The organism is Streptomyces sp. NPDC059900, assembly GCF_050270335.1.
GTDB lineage: Bacteria > Actinomycetota > Actinomycetes > Streptomycetales > Streptomycetaceae > Streptomyces.
On sequence record NZ_JBNNJZ010000066.1, the window covers coordinates 1 to 20,300 of the forward strand.

17 protein-coding genes and 1 pseudogene are annotated in these 20,300 nt (G+C 71.7%); 12 read left to right on the forward strand and 6 right to left on the reverse strand.

All coding sequences use genetic code 11. From position 1 onward, the window contains the following. Both ACQKIP_RS12840 and ACQKIP_RS12845 read left to right on the forward strand, forming a co-directional pair. Positions 1-307, forward strand: a pseudogene (locus ACQKIP_RS12840) (diguanylate cyclase); the annotation flags it as partial. A 74-nt stretch (positions 308-381) separates the two neighbouring features. Next, positions 382-1,116 (forward strand): Clp protease N-terminal domain-containing protein, encoded by a 735-nt coding sequence (locus tag ACQKIP_RS12845; protein ID WP_365861072.1) that lies wholly within the window; start codon positions 382-384, stop codon positions 1,114-1,116. Here the strand turns inward: ACQKIP_RS12845 and ACQKIP_RS12850 are convergent. Both ACQKIP_RS12850 and ACQKIP_RS12855 read right to left on the reverse strand, forming a co-directional pair. Beyond that, a complete protein-coding gene (locus ACQKIP_RS12850) occupies positions 1,103-2,230 on the reverse strand; it encodes an isopenicillin N synthase family dioxygenase (RefSeq protein WP_365861071.1) in 1,128 nt (375 codons plus the stop codon). The genes ACQKIP_RS12845 and ACQKIP_RS12850 overlap by 14 nt on opposite strands. 134 nt (positions 2,231-2,364) lie before the next feature. Continuing rightward, positions 2,365-3,222: a (2Fe-2S)-binding protein gene (locus ACQKIP_RS12855; protein WP_365861200.1), complete on the reverse strand. Its 858-nt coding sequence runs from the start codon at positions 3,220-3,222 to the stop codon at positions 2,365-2,367. Between the two features lie 420 nt (positions 3,223-3,642). On the opposite strand from ACQKIP_RS12855, the gene ACQKIP_RS12860 reads away from it, so the two are divergent. From ACQKIP_RS12860 to ACQKIP_RS12875, 4 genes are all read left to right on the forward strand, one after another. Further along, positions 3,643-4,848: an ATP-grasp domain-containing protein gene (locus ACQKIP_RS12860; RefSeq protein ID WP_365861070.1), complete on the forward strand. Its 1,206-nt coding sequence runs from the start codon at positions 3,643-3,645 to the stop codon at positions 4,846-4,848. Next, entirely contained in the window at positions 4,845-6,641 is a 1,797-nt protein-coding gene (locus ACQKIP_RS12865) for an IucA/IucC family siderophore biosynthesis protein (protein ID WP_365861068.1), read from the forward strand. Before ACQKIP_RS12860 ends, ACQKIP_RS12865 begins: the two co-directional genes overlap by 4 nt. A 115-nt stretch (positions 6,642-6,756) precedes the next feature. Continuing rightward, a complete protein-coding gene (locus tag ACQKIP_RS12870; RefSeq protein ID WP_365861065.1) occupies positions 6,757-8,571 on the forward strand; it encodes an IucA/IucC family protein in 1,815 nt (604 codons plus the stop codon). After that, positions 8,568-9,770 carry a type III PLP-dependent enzyme gene (locus tag ACQKIP_RS12875; protein ID WP_365861063.1) on the forward strand — a complete coding sequence of 401 codons (1,203 nt, stop codon included), beginning with the start codon at positions 8,568-8,570 and terminating at the stop codon, positions 9,768-9,770. Before ACQKIP_RS12870 ends, ACQKIP_RS12875 begins: the two co-directional genes overlap by 4 nt. A 38-nt stretch (positions 9,771-9,808) precedes the next feature. Here the strand turns inward: ACQKIP_RS12875 and ACQKIP_RS12880 are convergent, their stop codons facing one another. After that, a complete protein-coding gene (locus ACQKIP_RS12880; protein WP_365861061.1) occupies positions 9,809-10,744 on the reverse strand; it encodes a D-2-hydroxyacid dehydrogenase in 936 nt (311 codons plus the stop codon). Positions 10,745-10,922: 178 nt separating this feature from the next. Beyond that, positions 10,923-11,456, reverse strand: a complete 534-nt coding sequence (locus ACQKIP_RS12885) for a DUF2269 family protein (RefSeq protein ID WP_365861059.1) — start codon at positions 11,454-11,456, stop codon at positions 10,923-10,925. A 294-nt stretch (positions 11,457-11,750) separates the two neighbouring features. Between ACQKIP_RS12885 and ACQKIP_RS12890 the strand changes: the two genes are divergently transcribed. Next, entirely contained in the window at positions 11,751-12,689 is a 939-nt protein-coding gene (locus tag ACQKIP_RS12890; RefSeq protein ID WP_365861057.1) for a GlxA family transcriptional regulator, read from the forward strand. A 48-nt stretch (positions 12,690-12,737) separates the two neighbouring features. Here ACQKIP_RS12890 and ACQKIP_RS12895 read toward each other — a convergent pair whose 3' ends face one another. Beyond that, positions 12,738-13,466 (reverse strand): class I SAM-dependent methyltransferase, encoded by a 729-nt coding sequence (locus tag ACQKIP_RS12895; RefSeq protein WP_365861055.1) that lies wholly within the window; start codon positions 13,464-13,466, stop codon positions 12,738-12,740. Between the two features lie 101 nt (positions 13,467-13,567). Between ACQKIP_RS12895 and ACQKIP_RS12900 the strand changes: the two genes are divergently transcribed. Together ACQKIP_RS12900 and ACQKIP_RS12905 are read left to right on the forward strand one after the other, a co-directional pair. Next, on the forward strand, positions 13,568-14,395 hold the full coding sequence (locus tag ACQKIP_RS12900; protein WP_427742990.1) for a slipin family protein: 828 nt from the start codon (positions 13,568-13,570) through the stop codon (positions 14,393-14,395). Positions 14,396-14,637: 242 nt separating this feature from the next. After that, positions 14,638-15,465, forward strand: coding sequence for a hypothetical protein (locus ACQKIP_RS12905; protein ID WP_365861054.1), 828 nt, complete (start codon positions 14,638-14,640; stop codon positions 15,463-15,465). A gap of 126 nt (positions 15,466-15,591) precedes the next feature. Here the strand turns inward: ACQKIP_RS12905 and ACQKIP_RS12910 are convergent, their stop codons facing one another. Then, complete coding sequence (locus tag ACQKIP_RS12910; RefSeq protein ID WP_365861052.1) at positions 15,592-16,275, reverse strand: alpha/beta fold hydrolase; 684 nt, start codon at positions 16,273-16,275, stop codon at positions 15,592-15,594. Positions 16,276-16,434: 159 nt separating this feature from the next. Between ACQKIP_RS12910 and ACQKIP_RS12915 the strand changes: the two genes are divergently transcribed. From ACQKIP_RS12915 to ACQKIP_RS12925, 3 genes are all read left to right on the forward strand, one after another. After that, on the forward strand, positions 16,435-18,873 hold the full coding sequence (locus ACQKIP_RS12915; protein WP_365861050.1) for a polysaccharide lyase 8 family protein: 2,439 nt from the start codon (positions 16,435-16,437) through the stop codon (positions 18,871-18,873). Between the two features lie 359 nt (positions 18,874-19,232). Beyond that, the gene (locus ACQKIP_RS12920) at positions 19,233-19,679 is read left to right on the forward strand and encodes a subtilase-type protease inhibitor (RefSeq protein WP_427742993.1); all 447 of its coding nucleotides are present in this window, start codon (positions 19,233-19,235) and stop codon (positions 19,677-19,679) included. 80 nt (positions 19,680-19,759) lie between these two features. Then, a complete protein-coding gene (locus ACQKIP_RS12925) occupies positions 19,760-20,287 on the forward strand; it encodes a GNAT family N-acetyltransferase (protein WP_365861048.1) in 528 nt (175 codons plus the stop codon). The last annotated feature ends 13 nt before the right edge of the window (positions 20,288-20,300 follow it).

Below are 20,300 nucleotides of genomic sequence, written 5' to 3' on the forward strand. Positions count from 1 at the left end.
GCACACCACTCCGGGCATCCCCGAGTTCATGGAGCCGGAGGTCGCCCTGGTCACCGCCGGGGTGGAGTACGACGTGCTGGGCATCGGCTACGACGACCTGACCGCCGGGCAGCGCGCGGAGATCAGCGCGCTGCACCCGCGGCCCGACTTCAAGAAGCGGATCCTCCAGGCCTTCACCGAAGGCATCGCCCCCAAGCCGGAGACCACCTTCGGGAACGTGAAGGCCGACGTCCTGGAGCACTTCGTCCCCGGCTTCACCCGCGGCGACTTCGTCGAGGTCATCCAGAAGTCCCCCTGGTCGGAGTAGTCCGGGAAACCGCACGCAATCCAGGTGTCAACTCGGGGTTGACGCTCCCTCGCCTGTCAACCTAACGTTGACACATGACGCAACCCACTCACCCCGTCCGCCTCGACGACCTGATCCAGGCCATCAAGAAGGCCCACCCCGAAGAAGCACTCGACCAGCTCTCCGACGCCGTGATCGCCGCCGACCACCTCGGTGATGTCGCCGACCATCTGATCGGCCACTTCGTGGACCAGGCGCGCCGCTCGGGCGCCTCGTGGACCGAGATCGGCAAGAGCATGGGGGTCACCCGGCAGGCGGCCCAGAAGCGGTTCGTGCCCAAGGACCCCGGCGAGATGTCGGACCTCGACCCCCGGCAGGGCTTCAGCCGCTACACCGAACGGGCGCGGAAGGTGGTCATGGCCTCGCAGGAGGAGGCCCGCGCCGCGGGCAACGACCAGATCGGCCCCGGCCATCTGGCGCTCGCCCTCCTGACCGAACCGGACGCACTCGCCGCCAAGGCCCTGGTCGCACAGGGCAGTTCGCTCGACGCGATCCGCGAGGGCGTCACCGAGTCGCTGCCGCCCGCGGTCGGCGACGTGCCCGACCTCATCCCGTACGACGCCGGGGGCAAGAAGGTCCTGGAACTCACCTTCCGCGAGGCGCTCCGGCTCGGTCACAACTACATCGGGACCGAGCACATCCTGCTCTCGCTCCTGGAAGCGGAAGGCGGCACGGGCACGCTCTGCGGGCTCGGCATCGACAAGGCCGCCGTCGAAGCGCACGTCACCGAGGCCCTGGAGGCGATCCGCGCCTCCGTCAGCCAGGGGTGACGGAGGCGGAACCGGCCGCGGGGCCGCCCTTGCCGGCCTCGTGCCCCGCCGCCGCGCGCACCCGCGCCGCCTCCCGGACGGCCGCCGCGTTCGCCTTGCCCTGCCGGGACCCGGCCAGCTTCGCCTTGATGTGATCGCGTACGAGGATCGGCTCGTAGGCGAGTTCGTCGTCGGCGTCGAGATGACCGGGCAGCGTGGCGATGACCGCGTCGACGTTGCCGTCGTGGAAGTACGCGGCGGACCGGCGGCGGACAATGCCGCCGTCGACGACCGGCGGCTTGACGCGGTGCAGCGTGGACATCCAGCGGTCGTTGGTCAGCCGGGCGGTGAGATCGCCGAGGTTGACCAGGAGCGCGCCGTCGACGGGTGCGACGTCGTGCCAGGCCCGGTCGGCGCCAAGGACCTGGAGCCCGGCGACCTGGTCCGCCCACAACACGGTGACCAGGCCGAAGTCGGTGTGCTCCCCCATCCCCGTCGGATCGCCGTCGAGACTGACGGAGCCCTCGGGCAGGGCGTAGTTGTTCATGCGCAGTACGTCGATGGAGTGATCGGTCAGCGAATCGAAGAAGCCGGGAGGCTGCCCCAGGGCGTCCGCGAAGATGCGGGTCAGGGTGCGCGCCACCCGTCCGGCCTCGGCGAAGTAGCCGAGCACCGCCGGCTCGAAGCCCGCCACCTGCGCGGGCCAGACGTTGAGGCCGTAGTCGTCCTCGGACAGGTCGAGCCCCGGGAACGAGCGGGCCTCGGTGCCGACGTTGAACGCCTCGAAGAAGTCGTTCATGTGTCCGGCGGATGCCACGCCCAGGCTCAGGCTGAGGGATTCGCTCCGGGGCGGGCTGTAGCCGCGGTTCGCCCCGGTCACCCGGTAGCTCTTCTTCGTCTCCAGGGGCAGGCCGAAGAACCCGTCCATGGCAGCGCTCAGGCCCCGCACCGTCGCGTCGGGAATCCCGTGGCCGAGGATCTGGACGAAGCCGACGCGGGCGCAGGCATCGTCCATCTGCCGCGCCACACGCTCCCGTTCGGCCGCCGTCCCGCCGTCGGCATACGGTCTGATGTCGACGACGGGAACCTCGAAAAGGGCGGCCGGTGAAGGCGGCTCGGTCGTGGACGGGGACATGGGCGTCTCCTGTCGTGCGCAGGGCTTACGCCAGCTTCCCTATCACGAATTCACCGCCCGGTTTCTGACGGCATTTCACTGCCCGCGTCCATGACGGCATTTCACTGCCCGGTCGCGGACGGCGCACCGGCCTGCTAGATGTCCGCCTCCAGCCTGCGCAGCCGCTCGGCGTCGCAGACGCGCGGGCAGGTGCCGCACGCCTCGGCGGCGGGGAGCGTGTAGTACAGGCAGCACCCGAGGCGGGTGCGCGTCGGGTGCCGCTCGCCGTCACGGGTCGTCAGGTGCCGGAAGGCGGCGCCGCCGGGGAAGGGCGCAACGGGGCCCGGCAGGAGCGCGTCGACCGCCCGCAGCGCCTCGTCCTCCTGATCAAGCATGCGCCCCAGGTACCAGATGCCGGAGACGAGATCGTCACCGGCCATCCCCCACAGCACCCGCCGTCCGCGCCGCACTTGGGGCCCGATGGCGGTGAGCAGGGGCCGCATGTGCGCGACGACCGCGGCGAGCAGTTCGCCGCGCAGGGACTCCTCGTCGGGGAAGACACGCGTTCCGGGGAGCCCGGCCGCCGGGTCGTCCGGGAAGCAGGCGAAGGAACCGGGCACGACCTCGAAGGCGCCGGTCTCCAGGTGGACGCGTACGTCCTGCGGGCGGACGCGCGGCACGCGCCGCTCCAGATACCAGGCTCCGCTCATCAGCAGGGAGACCGACCAGAGGTAGCCGTGCAGGGCGCGGGACGCGGCGACGTCCGTGCGGGGAGTGTGGTCGTGACCGCGGCGGATGCGGGTGGCCTCCGCCGCGACGAAGGCTTCCAGGGCGGGTTGATGTGCCGTCAACTCGGCGCCGGTGAGCCACCCCTGCCCGGCGCTCGAACCGGGTTGCGCCACGGTGACGTCGAGCGTCGCGCAGTGCGCGGTCAGACGCCGATAGGTCGTGGCGAGCAGGGCGGCGGGGCTCAGGGCGGTGGCGGTCGGCGCCAGGTCCGGGGCCACGGTCAGCGGCACTCGTAACTCCTTGGAAGGCAGGGCCATAGATCGTTCGCCGGCGGCGAAAGCCACCGGGAACTAGGTAAGGCTTACCTTATTTCTCTTCAATGTGCCGCATCGGGAACGGCGCGTCGTGCGTCACGTTGTCGCGAGTGACCCCGCCCTCACGGCGAGTTGACATCGTTAGGTATACCTAACCTAAACTCTCGTTCCGTGTCCAAGATCGCCAGGGGCGTCCCGCCAGACAGCCTCGTCACGCGGCGGACCCCTCTCCGTGCCCTGCGTCCGACGCGGCCGAGGCGGCGGACGCCGAACCGCCCGCGTGGCGGGCGCCCCCGCGCGGGCCTGCTGCGGGCGAGCCCTTCCTGAGGTCCGCCCTACGCTCTCCCCTCCACACATCCACCTCCGCTCGCACCCGGAAGTGAACGCACCATGCGGCTGTACGTCCTTGCCCGCAACCCCACCGACTCGGTCACCGAAGGCTTTCTGCCCGCCGCGGGCAGGCTCGGCCTCGACGTCACCCTCCTCACCGACCAGCCCGAAGCCCACCGGCGCGCTCCCGCCCCGCGGCCCTTGACCACCCCGGAGATCCTGCACTGCGACGTGCGCGACTTCCGCGCCGTCATCAGCCGGATCTGCGCACACCACTCCCCCGACGCGGTCTTCACCAACAGCGACCACCTGCAGACCCAAGCCGCGCTGGCCGCCGACTACTTCGGACTGCCCGGCAAGGACTGGCGGACGGCGCTGCGCACCAAGGACAAGGCGCAGATGAGGCGCCATCTCGCGGCCGCGGGCGCCGACGCCGTCTGGTCGGCGGAACTGTCCGCGGGGCAGGATCCGTCCGTGCTCACCGCGCTCGACGTGCCGTTCCCCTGTGTGGTCAAGCCGCGCGAGGGCGTGGCGAGCGAGGACGTGGTCCTGGTCGAGGGGCCCGCAGAGCTGGAGCGGCGGTGCGCGGAGATACAGGCACGGCGACCGGGGGCGGCGCTGGTCGTCGAGGAGTACCTGACCGGGGAGTTGTGCACCCTGGAGACGCTCGGTGACGGCCACGTCCGGCATGTCCTGGGCGGTTTCCGTACGGAGGTGTCGCCGCCGCCGCACTTCATCGAGGAGCGCATGACGTTCGTCCCCGCGCATCCGGAACCGGTGACGGCTCAGGTGCTTGCACAACTGGACGCACTGGGCGTGGGCTTCGGCGCCTGTCACACGGAGTTCGTGGTGGCGGCGGGACGAGCACGGCTCATCGAGGTCAACTACCGGGCCATCGGCGACCAGTGCGACCTTCTCCTCGCCCAGCTCCTGGACATCCCCCTCTTCGAACACATCCTGCGTACGCACATGGGCCTGCCGCTCCCGGCGGATCTGGGTGCGCGGACCGACGGCCGGGCGCGGCTGGACTACCCCTGCGCGCGCAGCGCCGGAACGCTGACGGCCGCACCGCCCTCGTCCGAAGAGACGGTGGACGGGGTACGGCTGACGTACCGTCCGCTGCGCGGGATCGGCGAGCGGCACGCACTGCACGGGACCAACCGCGACTTCCTCGGCGTGGTCCGCGCCACCGGCACCGATCAGGCCGCGGTGGACCGGGCCGTGGCGGACTTCGTCGCCCGGCATCACTGGGAGATCACACCGTGACGGACCTCGCGGACGGGGCTCCTTCCCTCACGGCCGGCGTCGGGGGCGAGCTCCTGTTACGCGTGCTCAGTGCGCTCCTGCGCGAGGACGTGGTGGGGTGGCGCAGCCGCAGCGGCGTGGTGCGGCAGCCGGACGGCTCGTGGCTCAGGCTGCCGGTGGTGCCGGACGGGGACGCGCTGCTCATGCCCGTATGCGCGGACGGCTACCAGGGGACGTACGCCGCCCGGCTTCCCCTGCTCCGCAGGGAGTCGGACGGGGCGGAACTCACCGACGCGGGCAGCATCGTCCGCGCCCTGCGTGACCTCGCCGACCCCGTCGACCGCGGCGGCTTCGACGCCTTCGCCGCCGAGTGCGGGCAGGCGCTCGACGCCGTGCGGCTGCACGCCCGGACCAAGAGCGAGACGGACGCCCTGCTCACCGGGCGCTACGGCGGCGATCCCGGCACCTGGGCCGGGCTCGGCGGCGGGCTCGCCCATGACACGCTCGCCGCGCGCGCGGATCACCCCGTGTATCCGACATCGCGCGGCCGCTCCGGGCTTTCCGTCGCCCAACTGCGGTCGTACGCACCCGAGTTCCACCCGACCTTCGCGCTGCGCCAGCTCGTCCTGCCCCGTGAGGCCGTCACCGTCGGCGGCAGCGACAGCCACGCCTGGCTGTCCCCCGGCGCGGCAGGCATGCCCGGGCTCGAAGGCAGCCATCTCGTGCTCCCCGTGCACCCCCTGACCGCGGACGGACCCCTGCGGGACGCACTGCGAGAAGCGGGGCTCGACAGGCAGGCCCGGCTCATCGGGGACCCCGGGCCCGCTGTCGTACCGACCCTGTCGATGCGTACCGTCGCCCTCTCCTGCCAACCCGCGGAGCACCTCAAGCTGCCCCTCGCCACCGCCACACTGGGCCTGCGCAATCGCCGTACCATCAAGCCGGGCACGCTCGTCGACGGTGCCGCGGGCCAGCGCCTCGTCGAAGCCGTCGTCGCCCGCGAGGCCCGGTTCAGGGGTGTCGTCCTGCACGCGGACGAGTCCCGTTTCGCCCACGCCGGGCATGAACTCATCGCCGTGCTCCTGCGCCGCTACCCCGCCGGTCTCGACGGCTGCGCCGTCGTGCCGATGGCCGCACTGCTGTGCCCGGCGCCCGGCGACGACCTCCTGGTGATCGACCACCTCGCCGAACGCTTCTACGGCGGCGATCCACTCACCCTCCTGGATGCCGTGCTCGCCCTCCTCTTCGACTGGCAGACCACCCTCTTCGCCCACGGGATCGCCCTGGAGTCGCACCAGCAGAACATCTCGCTGGTCCTGGACAGGCCCGCCGCAGGGGACAAAGACCGCCGGACCCGGCTGCGGCTGCTGTTCAAGGACAACGACGGACCGCGCATCCATCTCGCCCGGCTGCGCGATGCCATGGGTCAACAGGCCCCGAAGCGTGCAGAGTTCGATGATGCGAGGATCTTCGTCGACGGTGACCGGCCCGTGCTCGATCTCTTCACCACCATCACCCTCCACCTCTGCGCGGGCTCCTACGCCTTCGATCTCGCCCGGCACGGCCGCGCCCCGCTGCGCCGGCTCCTCGGGCTCGTGCGCGACCGGCTCACCGAGGCCGCCGAGCGGCTCGGCACGGGCCCCGGCGAGCCGGGCGCGCTCCTGCGGACCCACGTCCTGGACGCGGCGGAGCTGCCGGTCAAGGCAATGGTCACCGCGGGCACCCTGCTCTCCAAAGAGCGCTCCGGGGCCGCCGACATCAACAAGCACTACACGACGGGCCCCAACTACCTGCGGCGCACGGGGCCCGCATGACGGCCACCGCACCGCCGGGGCACGCACTCGCCCGACCGGTCCATACCGCCGCCCTGGCCGCCGCCTTTCCTCCCGCCCTGTTCCGCCGCTCGCCCCGCATCCGCTGGAGCCGTTGATGTCCCTGCCGACCGGCACGTTCACTGCCCCGTCCGCCCTGCCCGCCAAGCCCGGCGCCCTGCCCGGCGCCGACCGGGCGGTGGCGCACACCCTCCTCAACTGCCTGCTGCGCGAGGTCTCGGGGCCCGAGCACCAGACCGCCGTCGTCGACGGCGATCTTCTGCTCCAGCTGCCGCGCCGCGGGGTGGTGCTGCGCGTCGCGCTGCGCCGTGCCTCGCTCCTGGGCGCCCATCGCTTCACCGGCCCGGTGACCGAGCAGCGCGGGGGGCGCTGGGTGGAGGTGGACTGGCCGCGCCTCGCCGAGTACACGCATGCCGAGCTCTCGCTGCGGACCGGCGTCAGCAACGAGGAGTTCCTGGAGCAGATCGCCTCCAGCCACGAAGGGGTGAGCGCCGGGCTCGCCGCCCGCCGGGCGCGCGCCACGGGTACAGCGCACACCGCACCCTCGCCTCCCGCCCCGGCCCCGGCCCCGGCCCCGAAGTGGCTCGCGGACTATCTCGCCTCCGAGCAGTCCCTGCTCTTCGGCCACCGCTTCCACCCCACCCCCAAGGCGCGCGGCGGCGACCTCGCCGACTGGTCGGCGTATGCCCCCGAGACCGCGTCCGTCTTCCCGTTGCGCCACCTCGCCGTGCGGGAACACCTCATCGCCGAGGAGTCGGCGCGGCCGGATGCCACGGCCCCGCTCGACCGCCTCGGGGACGTCCCGCACGGCTATCGCCTGCTTCCCGTGCACCCCTGGCAGTACGACCTGCTGCGGGAGCATCCGGGGCTGCGCGCCGCCCTGGGGCGCGACGACGTCATCGACCTGGGGCCCGGCGCTTCCCCCTTCGCGGCCACCGCCTCCGTGCGCACGCTGTACGACGGCGACACCTTCCTGAAGTTCAGCCTGAACGTCCGCATCACCAACTGCCTTCGCAAGAACGCCAGTTACGAGCTTTCGGGCGCCGTCGCGCTCACCCGCGTACTCGAAGGCACCCTGGACGACCTGGCCGCCCGCTTCCCCGGCAGCGCCGTGCTCCGCGAACCCGCCTACCGCAGCCTGGCCCTGCCGGGACCGGACGGCAGGCCCGACCTCGCCCTCCTGGAGGGCTTCGGCGTCATCGTCCGCGAAGGCCTGGCCCGACGGCTGCTGCCCGGCACGACACCGCTGCTCGCCGCGGCCGTCGCGGACGAGTATCCGACCGGGCCCGGCCACATCTCCCGCCTCCTCGAAGGCGCGGGACCCAAGCGGGCCCTCCAGTGGTGGCGTACCTACCTGCGGCTCCTGCTGCCGCCGGTGTTCGCCGCGTACTTCGACCACGGCCTGGTGCTCGAACCGCATCTGCAGAACGTCCTCGTCTGCGTCGACGACGACGGCATGCCCGCCCGGGTGCTCTTCCGCGACCTGGAGGGCACCAAGCTCCTCCCCGAGCGCCATGCCAAGACCCTGGCCGCGCTCCCGCCCGAGGTCGCGGGGCCGCTGGCGTACGACGCGCAGCGCGGCTGGGACCGCGTCGTGTACTGCCTCCTCGTCAACCATGTCGCCGAGTTGCTCGCCGCGCTCGCCGATCTCCACCCGCACACCGAGCCCGCCCTGTGGTCCGAGGTACGGGCCGCCGTGCAGGAGTTCGCCGACCGGCACGGCTGTCCGCCCCGGCTCAGCGCCCTGCTCGCCGGAGTACCGCTGCCCGCCAAGGCCAACCTGCTGACCCGCTGGGAACGCAAGGCCGACCGGGACGCGGGCTACGTCCCTCTCACCTCACCCTTCACGCTCGCCGAGCACGTACGGGACCTGGGTCCGCGTACCGAAGCACCTTGGAGCGCCGCCGGATGACCGCCCCCACTCCCGTCGTACGTGACCGGGCCCTCGCCCTGGCTCCCCGGGAGCTGCCCGCCTACCTCTACGACCTTGCGGCGCTCGACGCGCATGCCGCCGCCGTGCGCGCCACGCTGCCCCGGCAGGTCGAGCTCTACTACGCCGCCAAGGCCAATCCGGAGCCGGAGATCCTTGCCGCGCTCGGCCCGCACGTGGCGGGCTACGAGGTTTCGTCCGGCGGCGAACTCGCCCATGTGGCCAAGGCGGTGGCGGGCCGCCCGCTGGCCTTCGGCGGGCCCGGCAAGACACCGGACGAGATCACGGCAGCCCTGGAGCTCGGCGTGGCGCGCTTCCACGTGGAGAGCGCCTACGAGCTGCGGATGCTGGCCGCGATCGCCGCCCGCGTCGTGCCGCACACCCGGGTCGGCGTCCTGCTGCGGTTCAATCTCGGCCTCGACGACGCTTCCCTGGAGGGCAGTTCGCTCACGATGGGCGGTCGTCCCACCCCCTTCGGCCTCGATCCGGCCGAGGCCGATTCCGTGGTCCGCGCGTTCACCGACGGCAGCCTTCCCGGGCTCCGGCTGCTGGGCGTGCACGCCCACCTGGCGAGCGGACTCGACGCAGCGCGGCAGCTCGCGGTCGCCGGGGCCATCGTGACCTGGTCGCAGGCGCTCGCCCTGCGGCACGGCATCCGCCTCGCGGAGGTGAACGTCGGCGGCGGGATGAGCGTGGACTACACCGATCCCGGCGTGCTCTTCGACTGGGCCCGGTACGGCGAGGGCCTCGCCCGGCTCTGCGCGGAGCACCCCGGGCTGACGCTCCGCATCGAGCCGGGGCGGGCACTGAGCGCGTACTGCGGCTGGTACGCCACCGAGGTCCTGGACGTAAAGCAGAGCCACGGCGAGGAGTTCGCGGTGGTGCGCGGCGGCACCCACCATCTGCGCACCCCCGCCGCCAAGGGCCACGACCAGCCGTGCACCGTGCTCCCGGCGCGCGAGCCGTGGCCGCACCCCTGGCCGCGGTCCGAGGCGCGGCAGGACCGGGTGACGTTCGCAGGGCAGTTGTGCACCCCGAAGGACGTCCTGTCCCGGCGGGTTCCGGTGGCGGGGCTGCGGGCCGGGGACCGGGTGGTGTTCGCGATGGCGGGCGCGTACGCGTGGAACATCTCGCACCACGACTTCCTCATGCACCCGAGGCCGGGCTTCCACTTCCTCTGAGCAACGACGGCCGCCCCGCTCCTTCGCTCTGCTGCCCCCTAGTAGCCCCGGGACCACCGCACGGTGTTGCGCAGCGGCTCTCCGCCGGTGAGCCGCCGCCAGTTGTCCGCGAACAGGTCGATGATCCGTTCCGTCTCGTCGCGTGAGCCGCCCGCGGTGTGCTGGGTGAGGATGACGTTCGGGCAGCTCCACAGCGGGTGCCCGGCGGGCAGCGGCTCTTCGCGGGTGACGTCGAGGACCGCGCCGCTGAGGCGGCCGGAGGCCAGCGCGGCGACCAGGGCGTCCTCGTCGGCCAGGGTGCCGCGTCCCGCGTTCACGAAGACCGCGCCGGGGCGCAGTTGCCCGATGCGCCGCCGGTCGAAGAGGTCGGCGGTCTCCTCGGTGCCTGGCAGCAGTCCCACGACGATGTCGAACCCGGACAGTGCGGCGTCGAGTTCCGGCGGGGTACGGATGTCGCCGTCGCGCCGCGCGAAGTGCGCGACGGTACAGCCGAAGGGCACGAGGAGTTCGGCAAGGCGCAGGGCGATGGATCCCCGGCCCAGGATGAGGACGTTCGCGCCGCCCAGGAGCCGCAGCCCTGGCCGGACGTCGGGCTTCGACCAGGACTCCGCGGCGCGGAGCCCGGCCAGGACGTCGACACCGCGGTAGAGCGCGAGGATGCCCGCGAGGCAGGTCTCCGCGACGGGGTCGGCGAAGAGTCCGCCGAGGTTGGTCACGGCGAGGCGCCGGCCGAGGACCGGCCAGTCGAGGTCTGCGTAGCGGTCGACGCCCACGGAGGCGAGCTGAAGCCAGCGCAGGTTCGGCGCGTTCTCCAACCAGTCCGCACTGGGGTTGCCGAGGGCGAAGTGGGAGTCGGAGAGGACGCGCTCGTCGTCGGGCGAGCCGGAGTCGGGGTCGGTGAACCAGACCGGGCCCGGTGCGATGGAGCGGATGCGCGCCTGTTCGTCGCCGTCGAGCGCCAGCTCTACGTACAAGAGGGCGTCCGGCGGCAAACCGGCCCGGTCTAAGGCCTGCTGAGCGTGTGGTGCACGGACCATTCCTGATACCCCCGTGGTAAGGAAAGCGCTGGTGAACGCACGTTCACCGAACTTAGGGCTTGTGCCGTACGGGGGTCAACAGTGATCCGTGCGCCGCGAGCGGGCGCCGGAAAGGTCAGGCGCCCGTCGTGGAGCCGGGCCTGATGATCATGAGGACGGTGACGGTGGCCCAGAGGAGGTTGAAGATGCCGGTGTACATCGCCAGTCGGGCACCGGCGCGTTCCCCGAGCGCCACCGCGCCTGTCGCGTCCGCCGGTCGCACGCCCGTGCCGTCCACCGGTCGCATGCCCGTGCCGCCGTCCGCCTCTCCGGCCACCGCTTCGAGCGCCGCCTCCTGGCGCGGCAGGACGAGGACGATGAGCACCGCGGCCGCGGCCATCGTGAGGATGATCGAGGCGATCAGCCAGGCGCTGCCGAGGACGCCCAGGCTGCCGGCGGTCGCGAGCCCGGTGACGGGGACGGCGACACCGACGAACGCGTACACCGAGCAGATGCGTTGCAGCAGCCGCAGCGAGGCGACGGCCGCCGTGTCCCGCGGATCGGCCTGCGCCCGGCGCAGGGCCGCGGGGAACATGCTGGCGGCCACGGTGACCGGGCCGACGGCGAGGATGGCGGCCAGCACATGGAGCGTCAGGAGGAACTTGGTCACGGCAGGGGCCCTCGGATTTTCGGAGATCGGTTTTGCGGGGATCGGTTGTTCGGGGATGGCTCTTCGGAGGCTGACGTCGGAGGACGACGTCGGAAGACGACGGGGATATGGCGGCTCCCGACCGGGACCCGGCCGCCGACACTAGCCAGCGCCCGCGTCACCCGACAGTGGCATTAGTGACAGGCTTCGCACAGATACCGCCATCGGATTCCGCTCCAGTTCATGCCGCATCAGGGGCCATACACAGGGCTGCTCGCGCTTGGCGGGAATCCGACTCTGGCGTACGTTTTCGCCATGCATACCGTGGCCGTCCTGGCGCTGGACACCGTCATCCCGTTCGACCTGTCCACGCCCATCGAGGTCTTCAGCCGCACCCGGCTGCCGGGCGGGCGCCCCGGCTACCGCGTGCGGGTCTGCGCCGCGGCGCCGCAGACCGACGCAGGTCTGTTCACGATCCAGGCACCGTGGGGGCTCGAAGGGCTCGCGGACGCGGACACGATCATCGTGCCCGGCACCTCCGACGTGTCAGGGCCCGTCCCCGACGGGGTGCTCGACGCGCTGCGGAAAGCGGCGGCCGACGGCACCCGGATCGCCTCCATCTGCGTGGGCACCTTCACCCTCGCCGCGGCGGGCCTCCTGTCCGGGCTGCGTGCCACCACGCACTGGATGGCCGCGGGCAGGCTCGCCGAGTGCTACCCCGACATCGACGTCGCCCCGGACGTCCTCTACGTCGACAACGGGCAGATCCTGACGTCCGCCGGGGCCGCCGCCGGACTCGACCTGTGCCTGCATCTGATCCGCCGTGACTACGGATCCGCCGTCGCCGCGGACGCGGCCCGACTCTCGGTGATGCCCCTCGAACGCGAGGGCGGCCAGGCCCAGTTCATCGTCTCCGAAGCGCCGCCCACACCGCAGGGTTCCGCGCTCGAACCGCTCCTGCTGTGGCTGGAGGAGAACGCGAAGCGTGAGCTCACCCTGGAGGACATCGCGGGGCGGGCGGGCATGAGCACCCGCACCCTGCTGCGCCGCTTCCGCGAGCAGACGGGCAGCACACCGCTTCAGTGGCTGCACCGCACCCGCATCCGGCAGGCCCAGCATCTGCTCGAAACGACGGGGCACTCCGTGGAACGCATCGCCGTCCAGGTCGGCTTCGGCTCACCCACCGCCTTCCGCGACCGCTTCAAGCGCGTCGCCGGCGTCAGCCCGCAGGCCTACCGCAGGGCGTTCCAGTGACCCGGTGACCCGATGGCCCGACGACCGGGCAGTCGGCTGCCGCATCGCTCAGGCCTTGCGCGCCTCGACAAGGCACCAGTTGGGGCTGCCGTCACCGCGGCGGCCGAACTCCTCCAGCGGATGCAGCCGCGCCGTGAACCCGACCCGCAGCAGGTCGTCGAGCACACCCCGCAGCGGGAAGGTCCGGTAGTACATGACAAAGGAGGGGCTCCACAGCAGATTCCGCACCCGCATCACCCCGTCGAAGCCGAGCAGCGCCCAGTACAGCGGCGACGTCATGCGCTGCGGCGCGCCGACCGGGAAGGCGAAGATCCCGCCGGGCCGCAGCGCACCATAGACCTCCGCGAACAGCCCTGGCCGCTCGGCGGGCAGGAAGTGCCCGAACGCCCCGAAGCTCACCGCCAGGTCGAAGGCCCCGGCGAAGGGCAGCGCACGGGCATCGGCACGCACCCACTCCACCGCGGGCCCGCCGTCCCGTGGCTCGACGGCGGCCTGCGCCCCGGCCAGCATCCCGGCGCTGAAGTCGACGCCGGTGACCCGCTCGCGGCACAGCGGCAGCAGCGTCCCGACGCCGGCGCCGGTGCCGCAGCAGACATCGAGACCCGCGTCGAACGGCCCGAGACCGCGCAGCGTGTCCGCGACCGCGTGCAGCATGCGGTCGGGCGTGCGGAACGGGGTGTGGTCGAACTTCGGGGCCAGCAGGTCGTAGCCGTCCTCGATGGAGGAGAGAGCCTGCGCGGCCAGTTCGCGGAGCGTGGGTCCCTGGGAGGTGAACACCTTGCCCACCCTAGTCAGCGGCGGGTCGGCAGGGGCTCGACCCCGGACAAACCAGGGCATATCTTTGTAGTGACGGGCGACTCGGAGGATAGGGGGTCGTCATGGTCGAAGAGCTGCTCACAGCGGGCGCCGCGGTCGTGGCTGCCGGGTTCGTGTACGTGGTCTCGGCGGCCCGCGTGGTCAAACAGTACGAGCGGGGCGTCGTCTTCCGCCTCGGCCGGCTGCGCGATGACGTCCGCCAGCCCGGCTTCACGATGGTCGTCCCCGGCATGGACCGGATGAGCAAGGTGAACATGCAGATCGTGACGATGCCGGTCCCTGCGCAGGACGGCATCACGCGCGACAACGTCACGGTGCGCGTCGATGCCGTCATCTACTTCAAGGTGATCGACGCGGCGGACGCCGTGATCAAGGTCGAGGACTACCGCTTCGCGGTCTCGCAGATGGCCCAGACGTCCCTGCGCTCGATCATCGGCAAGAGCGATCTCGACGACCTGCTCTCCAACCGCGAAAAGCTCAACCAAGGACTGGAGCTGATGATCGACTCTCCCGCCATGGGGTGGGGCGTGCAGATCGACCGGGTCGAGATCAAGGACGTGTCCCTGCCCGAGACGATGAAGCGGTCCATGGCCCGCCAGGCCGAGGCCGACCGCGAACGGCGGGCCCGCGTGATCAACGCGGACGCCGAACTCCAGGCCTCCAAGAAGCTGGCACAGGCGGCGCACGAGATGGCTGACGAGCCGGCCGCGCTCCAACTGCGGCTGCTCCAGACCGTGGTGGCGGTGGCCGCCGAGAAGAACTCCACCCTCGTGCTGCCCTTCCCCGTGGAGCTCCTGCGCTTCCTGGAGAAGGCCCAGCAGACGCAGACGGCCCAGCCCGCACCGCCCGCCCCCGCGGCAGAGCCGGAGCCAGGTCCGATCACCGGGTGACCGGCCGCGGCATAGGCCTGGTCCCAGCCGTTCGGGCCTGAACCAGCATCGGAGGTGTTCTTGGCAGGCAGCGGATCACCGGGCTTCGACCAGCGTTCAAACCTCACGGACCGGGGCGGTTTCACGGACTTCCGACTGCCGCGGTGGCCGGTTACCGCCAGGAGGTCTACCGGGTTGAGCCAGGGGTCGGATAGACGTATCGCGGCCGTAGACCCCGCCACTCAGCACGAGGAGGCATGCTCATGACCGGTGCCCGGACCACCACCGCGGCAGGCAAGACCCGGTTCGACGACATCTACGACAAGCCCGACCCCCGCACGTACTTCCGCACGCTGGCCCCCTTGCAGTACGAGATACCGCAGCAGGCCCGCGACGTCTTCCGGCGCACGCTCGCCCAGCGGTCCGCGGTGCCCGGCACCCGCCTCCCCGTCACGGTCCTCGACCTCTGCTGCTCCTACGGGATCAACGCGGCGCTGCTCAACCACGACCTCACGCTCGCCGACCTGTACGCGCACTACACCAGCGCCGAGACGGCCGCCCTCACCCGCGGTGAACTCATCGATGCCGACAAGAAGTTCTACGCCGCCCGGCGGCGGAGCGACGCGGTCCCGGTCATCGGTCTCGACACGGCGGCCAACGCCACCCGCTACGCCCTGGAGGTGGGGTTGCTCGACGAGGCCTATGCCGAGAACCTCGAGCGCCACCCGCCCAGCGACGAACTGCGCCGCGCCGTGGGACGCGTCGGCCTGATCACGGTCACCGGAGGCATCGGCTACATCACCCACCACACCTTCGACGCGCTCCTCGACGCGACGCGCCTCCCGGTGTGGGTGAGCGCGTTCGTCCTGCGCACGGTGCCCTTCCAGGAGATCCTCGCCGTCCTGGACGCCCACGGCCTCGCCACCGACACCGACCCCGAACGGACCTATCCGCAGCGGCTGTTCAGCGATCCCGCCGAGCAGGCCGGCGCCGTGGAGCAGGTACTCAAGGCGGGCGACGACCCCGCCGGTCTTGAGGCCGAAGGGCGCTACTACACCCGTCTGCACCAGTCACGGCCCCGGCCCGCATAGCTCCGGCGGACGCGGGTGCGGGGGCGTGGTCGAAACCACGCCCCCGCACCACGGCGCCGGCGCTCGGCCCAGCCGCGCAGCCCGCCGCGTCGTACAACGCTCCGTACAGCCGCTCCGTACAGCCGCTCAGCTCGTGAAGAACTCGCTGACCTGCGCCGCGAACTTCCGCGGGCTCCCCTCGTGCACCAAGTGCCCGACCGGAATCGCGATCACCCGGCAGTCGGGGATCGCGGCGGCCATGTCCGGGATGCGCTCCTGCGGCATGGTGCTGTCCGGGCCGCCGGCCACGATCAGGGTCGGCGCGACGATCTCGCCGAGCCGCTCGGCCCACTCCGGGTCGGGGTCGAAGATCTGGGCGCGGACCGCCGGGGAGACGGGCCAGTCGAAGTCGATGGCCTCATCGGGGCGCGGGGCCTCGACCCAGTCGCGCGGATAGGGCGGCGGCGTCTCCTCCAGGACGAGGCGCTCGACGCGGTCGGGGTGCTCCTCGGCGAGCAGGTACGCCACGACCCCGCCCATGGAGTGGCCGACGACGCCGACCCGGTCGAGGCCGAGCTCGTCGAGGAAGCCGAGCACGTCGTCCCGCATCAGCTCGACCGAGTACTCGTCGGGCCAGTCGCTCTCCCCGTGCCCGCGCAGGTCCAGGGCGTACACCCGCCACTCCTGGCCGAGCATCTGCCCGACCTGCTCCCAGGTCCCGGAGGAACCGCCGAGCCCGTGCAGCAGCACGACGGGCGCTCCGTACGAGTCGCCCCAGGTCCGATAGGCCAGGCGTACGTCGCCCACATCCACCACTGCGTGATCGCTCATGCCCCCGACGCTACAGCGCGTCGCCCGAACCATTGAGCAGTGGCCTGGACCCATGCTAGAAAGCGCTTGCTCTCCTCGCCGTCCCCACGCGCCTCCGCCGCTCACTCCCCTCTCACTCCTCACTCTCCTCTCTCCCGTCCCTCCACCACCGGAGAACCCATGCACTCTCCTTGGTCCCGCCGTGCCTTCCTGCTCTCCACCGGCGGCTCCGCGCTCGCCCTGACGGCCCCGGGGCTGCTGCCCTCCGACGAGGCGGCAGCGGCGGAGGGCGCCGACGAGTACGCGGCGCTGCGCACCAAGTGGCGCACCCTGATACTCGGCGAGGGTTTCTCCCCCACCGCCGAGCCCTTCAAGAGCCGGCTCGCCGCACTGGGCGCCACCGCACGGGAGTTGCGCGACACCATGGCCCCCGCCACGGGCTCCCTGTGGCCCGACGCCTCGTACGCCGACCCCGATCCGGACACCGACCAGGAGTCCTACGGCTACTCGGCGAACATGGTGACCGGGTACAGCAGGCTGAACACCATGGCCCAGGCCTACCGCCAGGAGGGCACGGGCCTGACCGGCGACGCGGGCCTCAAGGCCGACATCCTCACCGGCCTCGACCATCTCCGCACGCAGGTCTACAACGAGAACCAGGCGCGGTTCGGCAACTGGTACAGCTGGCAGATAGGCGCCCCGCAGAACCTCCTCGACGTCTGCGTGCTGATGTACGACCATCTTTCGGCGACGCAGGTGGCCGACTACTGCAGGGCCGTCGACCACTTCGTGCCCGACTCGGCGGTGGGCAGCTACACCGGTACGAGCACCGGCGCGAACCGTGTCGACCTGTGCCGGGTGCTCGCGCTGCGCGGGGTCGTCGGCGGCTCCCCGGCGAAGATCGCCCTCGCCAGGGACGCCCTCTCCCCCGTCTTCCCGTACGTGACGACCGGCGACGGCCTCTACACCGACGGCTCGTTCATCCAGCACACCACCGTGCCCTACACGGGGTCGTACGGATCGGTGATGCTCGGCGGGCTCGGCATGCTCTTCTCCTTGCTGCGCGGCTCCAGTTGGGAGGTCACGGACGCCAAGAAGCAGATCGTCTTCGACGCCGTGGAGAAGGCGTGGGCCCCGTTCCTCTACAACGGCCTCGTCATGGACGGGGTGGCGGGCCGGGCCATCAGCCGCGGCCTGTCCGCATCCGACGCCACCGGGACCCAGGCCGACGACCACCGGCGCGGCCACCCGATCATGTCCGCAGTGGTGCTGCTCGGCCAGGGCGCGAGCGCGGCCGAGAACGCGCGCTGGCGCGGCCTGGTCAAGGGCTGGATGCGGCGCGACTACTACAGCCCGCCGCTGAGCGACTCCTCGCTCGGCCTGACGGGCCTGGCCCGGCTTCAGGACGTCGAGGACGACACTTCGGTGACCGCGATCGCCGAGCCCACCGGCCACCGCCTCTTCCCCGACATGGCCCGCGCCACGCACCGGCGCCCCGGCTGGGCGGCTTCGATCAGCATGGCCGATCCCCGCATCACGTACTACGAGACGGGCAACGGCGAGAATCTGCGCGGCTGGCACACCGGCTCCGGAATGCTCTACTGGTGGGGCGACACCTACGCCAACGGCCAGTACAGCGACGCCTTCTGGCCCACCGTCGATCCCTGCCGGCTGCCCGGCACCACGGCCTCGCGCAAGGTGCTCGCGGACGCGGCGGGCGGCGACTGGGGCGCGTCGATGCCGGACGTGAAGTGGGTGGGCGGCGCGACCGACGGTCAACGCGCTTCCATCGGGCAGTACTTGAAGGGTCTCCAGAGCACCCTGCGCGCGAAGAAGTCGTGGTTCTGCCTGGACGACACGATCGTGTGCCTGGGCGCGGGCATCGTCTGCACGGACGGCGCGGCGGTCGAGACGACCGCCGAGAACCGCAACCTCGGCCCGACGGGCACCACGCCCTTCCAGGTGGACGGCGCCGCCAAGCCGACCACCGCCCCCTGGTCGGCGACCCTCACCGGCGCCAGGTGGGCGCATATCGGGGGCCACGGCGGCTACGTCTTCCCCGGCGGCGCGACGGTCAGGGCGCTGCGTGAGGAGCGCACCGGCAAATGGAGCGACATCAACAAGGGCGGCGCCACGACCGCGATCGCCCGCAAGTACCTCACGATGTACGTCGACCACGGCACCGCCCCGACGAACGGGACGTACGCCTATGCCCTGCTGCCGGGCGCGAGCGCGGCGCAGACGGCGGCGCGCTCGGCGGACACCGGATGGCTCCAGATCCTGGCCAACTCCGACAACCAGCAGGGGGTTTCCGTGCCCTCGCTCGGCTTCACCGGGGTCAACTTCTGGTTCGGCGGCACGGTGGGCAAGCTCACCGCGAGCGCGCCCTGCTCGGTGCAGATCAGCGAGAAGAGCGACGGCACCGCGGTCATCTGCGTCAGCGATCCGATGCGCGCGCAGACCTCGCTGACCCTCACCTGGCAGCGCGCCGTCTCCGCGGTGACGGCCAAGCCCGCCACGGTCACGTCGGCGGTCACGGGCGCCTCCCTGAAGCTGACCTTCGGGAACCTGAGCGGCACGAGGGGCGCCAGTCAGCGGATCAGCGTGAAGCTGGGCTGACGCGCGGGCGGCGCGGAGGGGGCCGTACGGATACCGGACGGGGCTGCGACGACCCACCCACCCCTTAGCACCGATGCTTTCCGGTCGACCCTGGATTCCGGTAGAAAACCAAAACAACTATCGCCGCAGGTCAGACGGTTGTTCGGGCTTGCACCATCACTTCCGGTCCATATGCTGGACATCCCCAGCGGGCTCCCCCGCCTCACCTTCACCCGCCCTGAGCTGCCCGAACAGACACGGAGTGACCGCTCAGCGGACACACGTATCCGGAAATCGACCACACATTTGGTGCTCACTCTCCGCACCGGCAAGACTCCCGTACGCAACCAGGAACACCCCCGCATCAAAGGAGAGTTGACGTGCGTTTCTTCCTCAAGACGGTGGGCGCCACCGCTGTCGTGGCCGCCTGCGTGATGTCCGGAACGGCCGGCACGGCACAGGCCCAGCCGAAGGCCGCCCCCGCCGGCCTCTACGCGCCCTCGTCGCTGGTCCTCGCCGTCGGCCAGGGCGAAGAGGCGGACACCGCGACCATGCAGCGCGCCGTGACCCTGACCTGTACGCCCAAGGCGGCCTCGGGCAGCCACCCCGCGGCGTCCGCTGCCTGCGCCGAACTCCGGGCGGCCAACGGCGAGTTCGCCCGGCTGGTCGGCAAGACCCCCGGCATGGCCTGCACGAAGGAGTGGAAGCCCGTCGTGGTCTCCGTGGACGGCGTGTGGCAGGGCAGACGAGTCGCGTGGTCGGCTACCTTCGGCAACAACTGCGAGATGCAGGCGAGCCTGACGGGCGGCGCGACCCTCACGTTCTGATCCTGCCCGCCGTGCGCCCCGGACGCCGCCCCGAGCGGCGTCCGGGGCGCTGCCCGTCGCGCGCCCGGCTACCCTGACGCATGACCATGATCCACGCCCGGGACATCAGCACCGCCCGCCTCGTCCTCGTACCTCTCCGGGTCGAGCACGCCGACGAGATGGCCGAAGTGCTCTCCGATCCCGCCCTGCATTCCTTCATCGGCGGGTCTCCGGACGACGCGCAGGCCCTGCGCGCGCGTTACCGGCGGATGACCGGCGGGGCGCCCGACCCGGCCGTCTCCTGGTGCAACTGGGTGCTGCGACTGCGCGACGAGGGCTGCCTGGCCGGGACGGTGCAGGCCACGGTCGGGCCCGCGGGCGACGACGGCGCGCTGGTCGCCGAGATCGCCTGGGTGGTGGGAACTCCCTGGCAGGGGCGGGGCATTGCGGTGGAGGCGGCCCGCGGCCTCGTCGGGTGGCTGGCGGAGCAGCCGGACGTGCGCGAGGTCATCGCGCACGTCCACCCGGACCACCACGCCTCGGCGGCCGTCGCCGCCGCCGCGGGACTCGCCCCCACCGACGAACGACAGGACGGCGAGGTCAAGTGGCAGCGGACGCTGGCGCGTTGAGTGCAGCGCCCCA

What these genes read in the sequence shown, in the direction of transcription:
- ACQKIP_RS12845 (WP_365861072.1), top strand. Translation starts at nt 382, where the DNA reads ATGACGCAACCCACTCACCCCGTCCGCCTCGACGACCTGATCCAGGCC.
- ACQKIP_RS12850 (WP_365861071.1), bottom strand. Translation starts at nt 2,230, where the DNA reads ATGTCCCCGTCCACGACCGAGCCGCCTTCACCGGCCGCCCTTTTCGAG.
- ACQKIP_RS12860 (WP_365861070.1), top strand. Translation starts at nt 3,643, where the DNA reads ATGCGGCTGTACGTCCTTGCCCGCAACCCCACCGACTCGGTCACCGAA.
- ACQKIP_RS12870 (WP_365861065.1), top strand. Translation starts at nt 6,757, where the DNA reads ATGTCCCTGCCGACCGGCACGTTCACTGCCCCGTCCGCCCTGCCCGCC.
- ACQKIP_RS12875 (WP_365861063.1), top strand. Translation starts at nt 8,568, where the DNA reads ATGACCGCCCCCACTCCCGTCGTACGTGACCGGGCCCTCGCCCTGGCT.
- ACQKIP_RS12890 (WP_365861057.1), top strand. Translation starts at nt 11,751, where the DNA reads ATGCATACCGTGGCCGTCCTGGCGCTGGACACCGTCATCCCGTTCGAC.
- ACQKIP_RS12900 (WP_427742990.1), top strand. Translation starts at nt 13,568, where the DNA reads ATGGTCGAAGAGCTGCTCACAGCGGGCGCCGCGGTCGTGGCTGCCGGG.
- ACQKIP_RS12905 (WP_365861054.1), top strand. Translation starts at nt 14,638, where the DNA reads ATGACCGGTGCCCGGACCACCACCGCGGCAGGCAAGACCCGGTTCGAC.
- ACQKIP_RS12910 (WP_365861052.1), bottom strand. Translation starts at nt 16,275, where the DNA reads ATGAGCGATCACGCAGTGGTGGATGTGGGCGACGTACGCCTGGCCTAT.
- ACQKIP_RS12915 (WP_365861050.1), top strand. Translation starts at nt 16,435, where the DNA reads ATGCACTCTCCTTGGTCCCGCCGTGCCTTCCTGCTCTCCACCGGCGGC.
- ACQKIP_RS12925 (WP_365861048.1), top strand. Translation starts at nt 19,760, where the DNA reads ATGACCATGATCCACGCCCGGGACATCAGCACCGCCCGCCTCGTCCTC.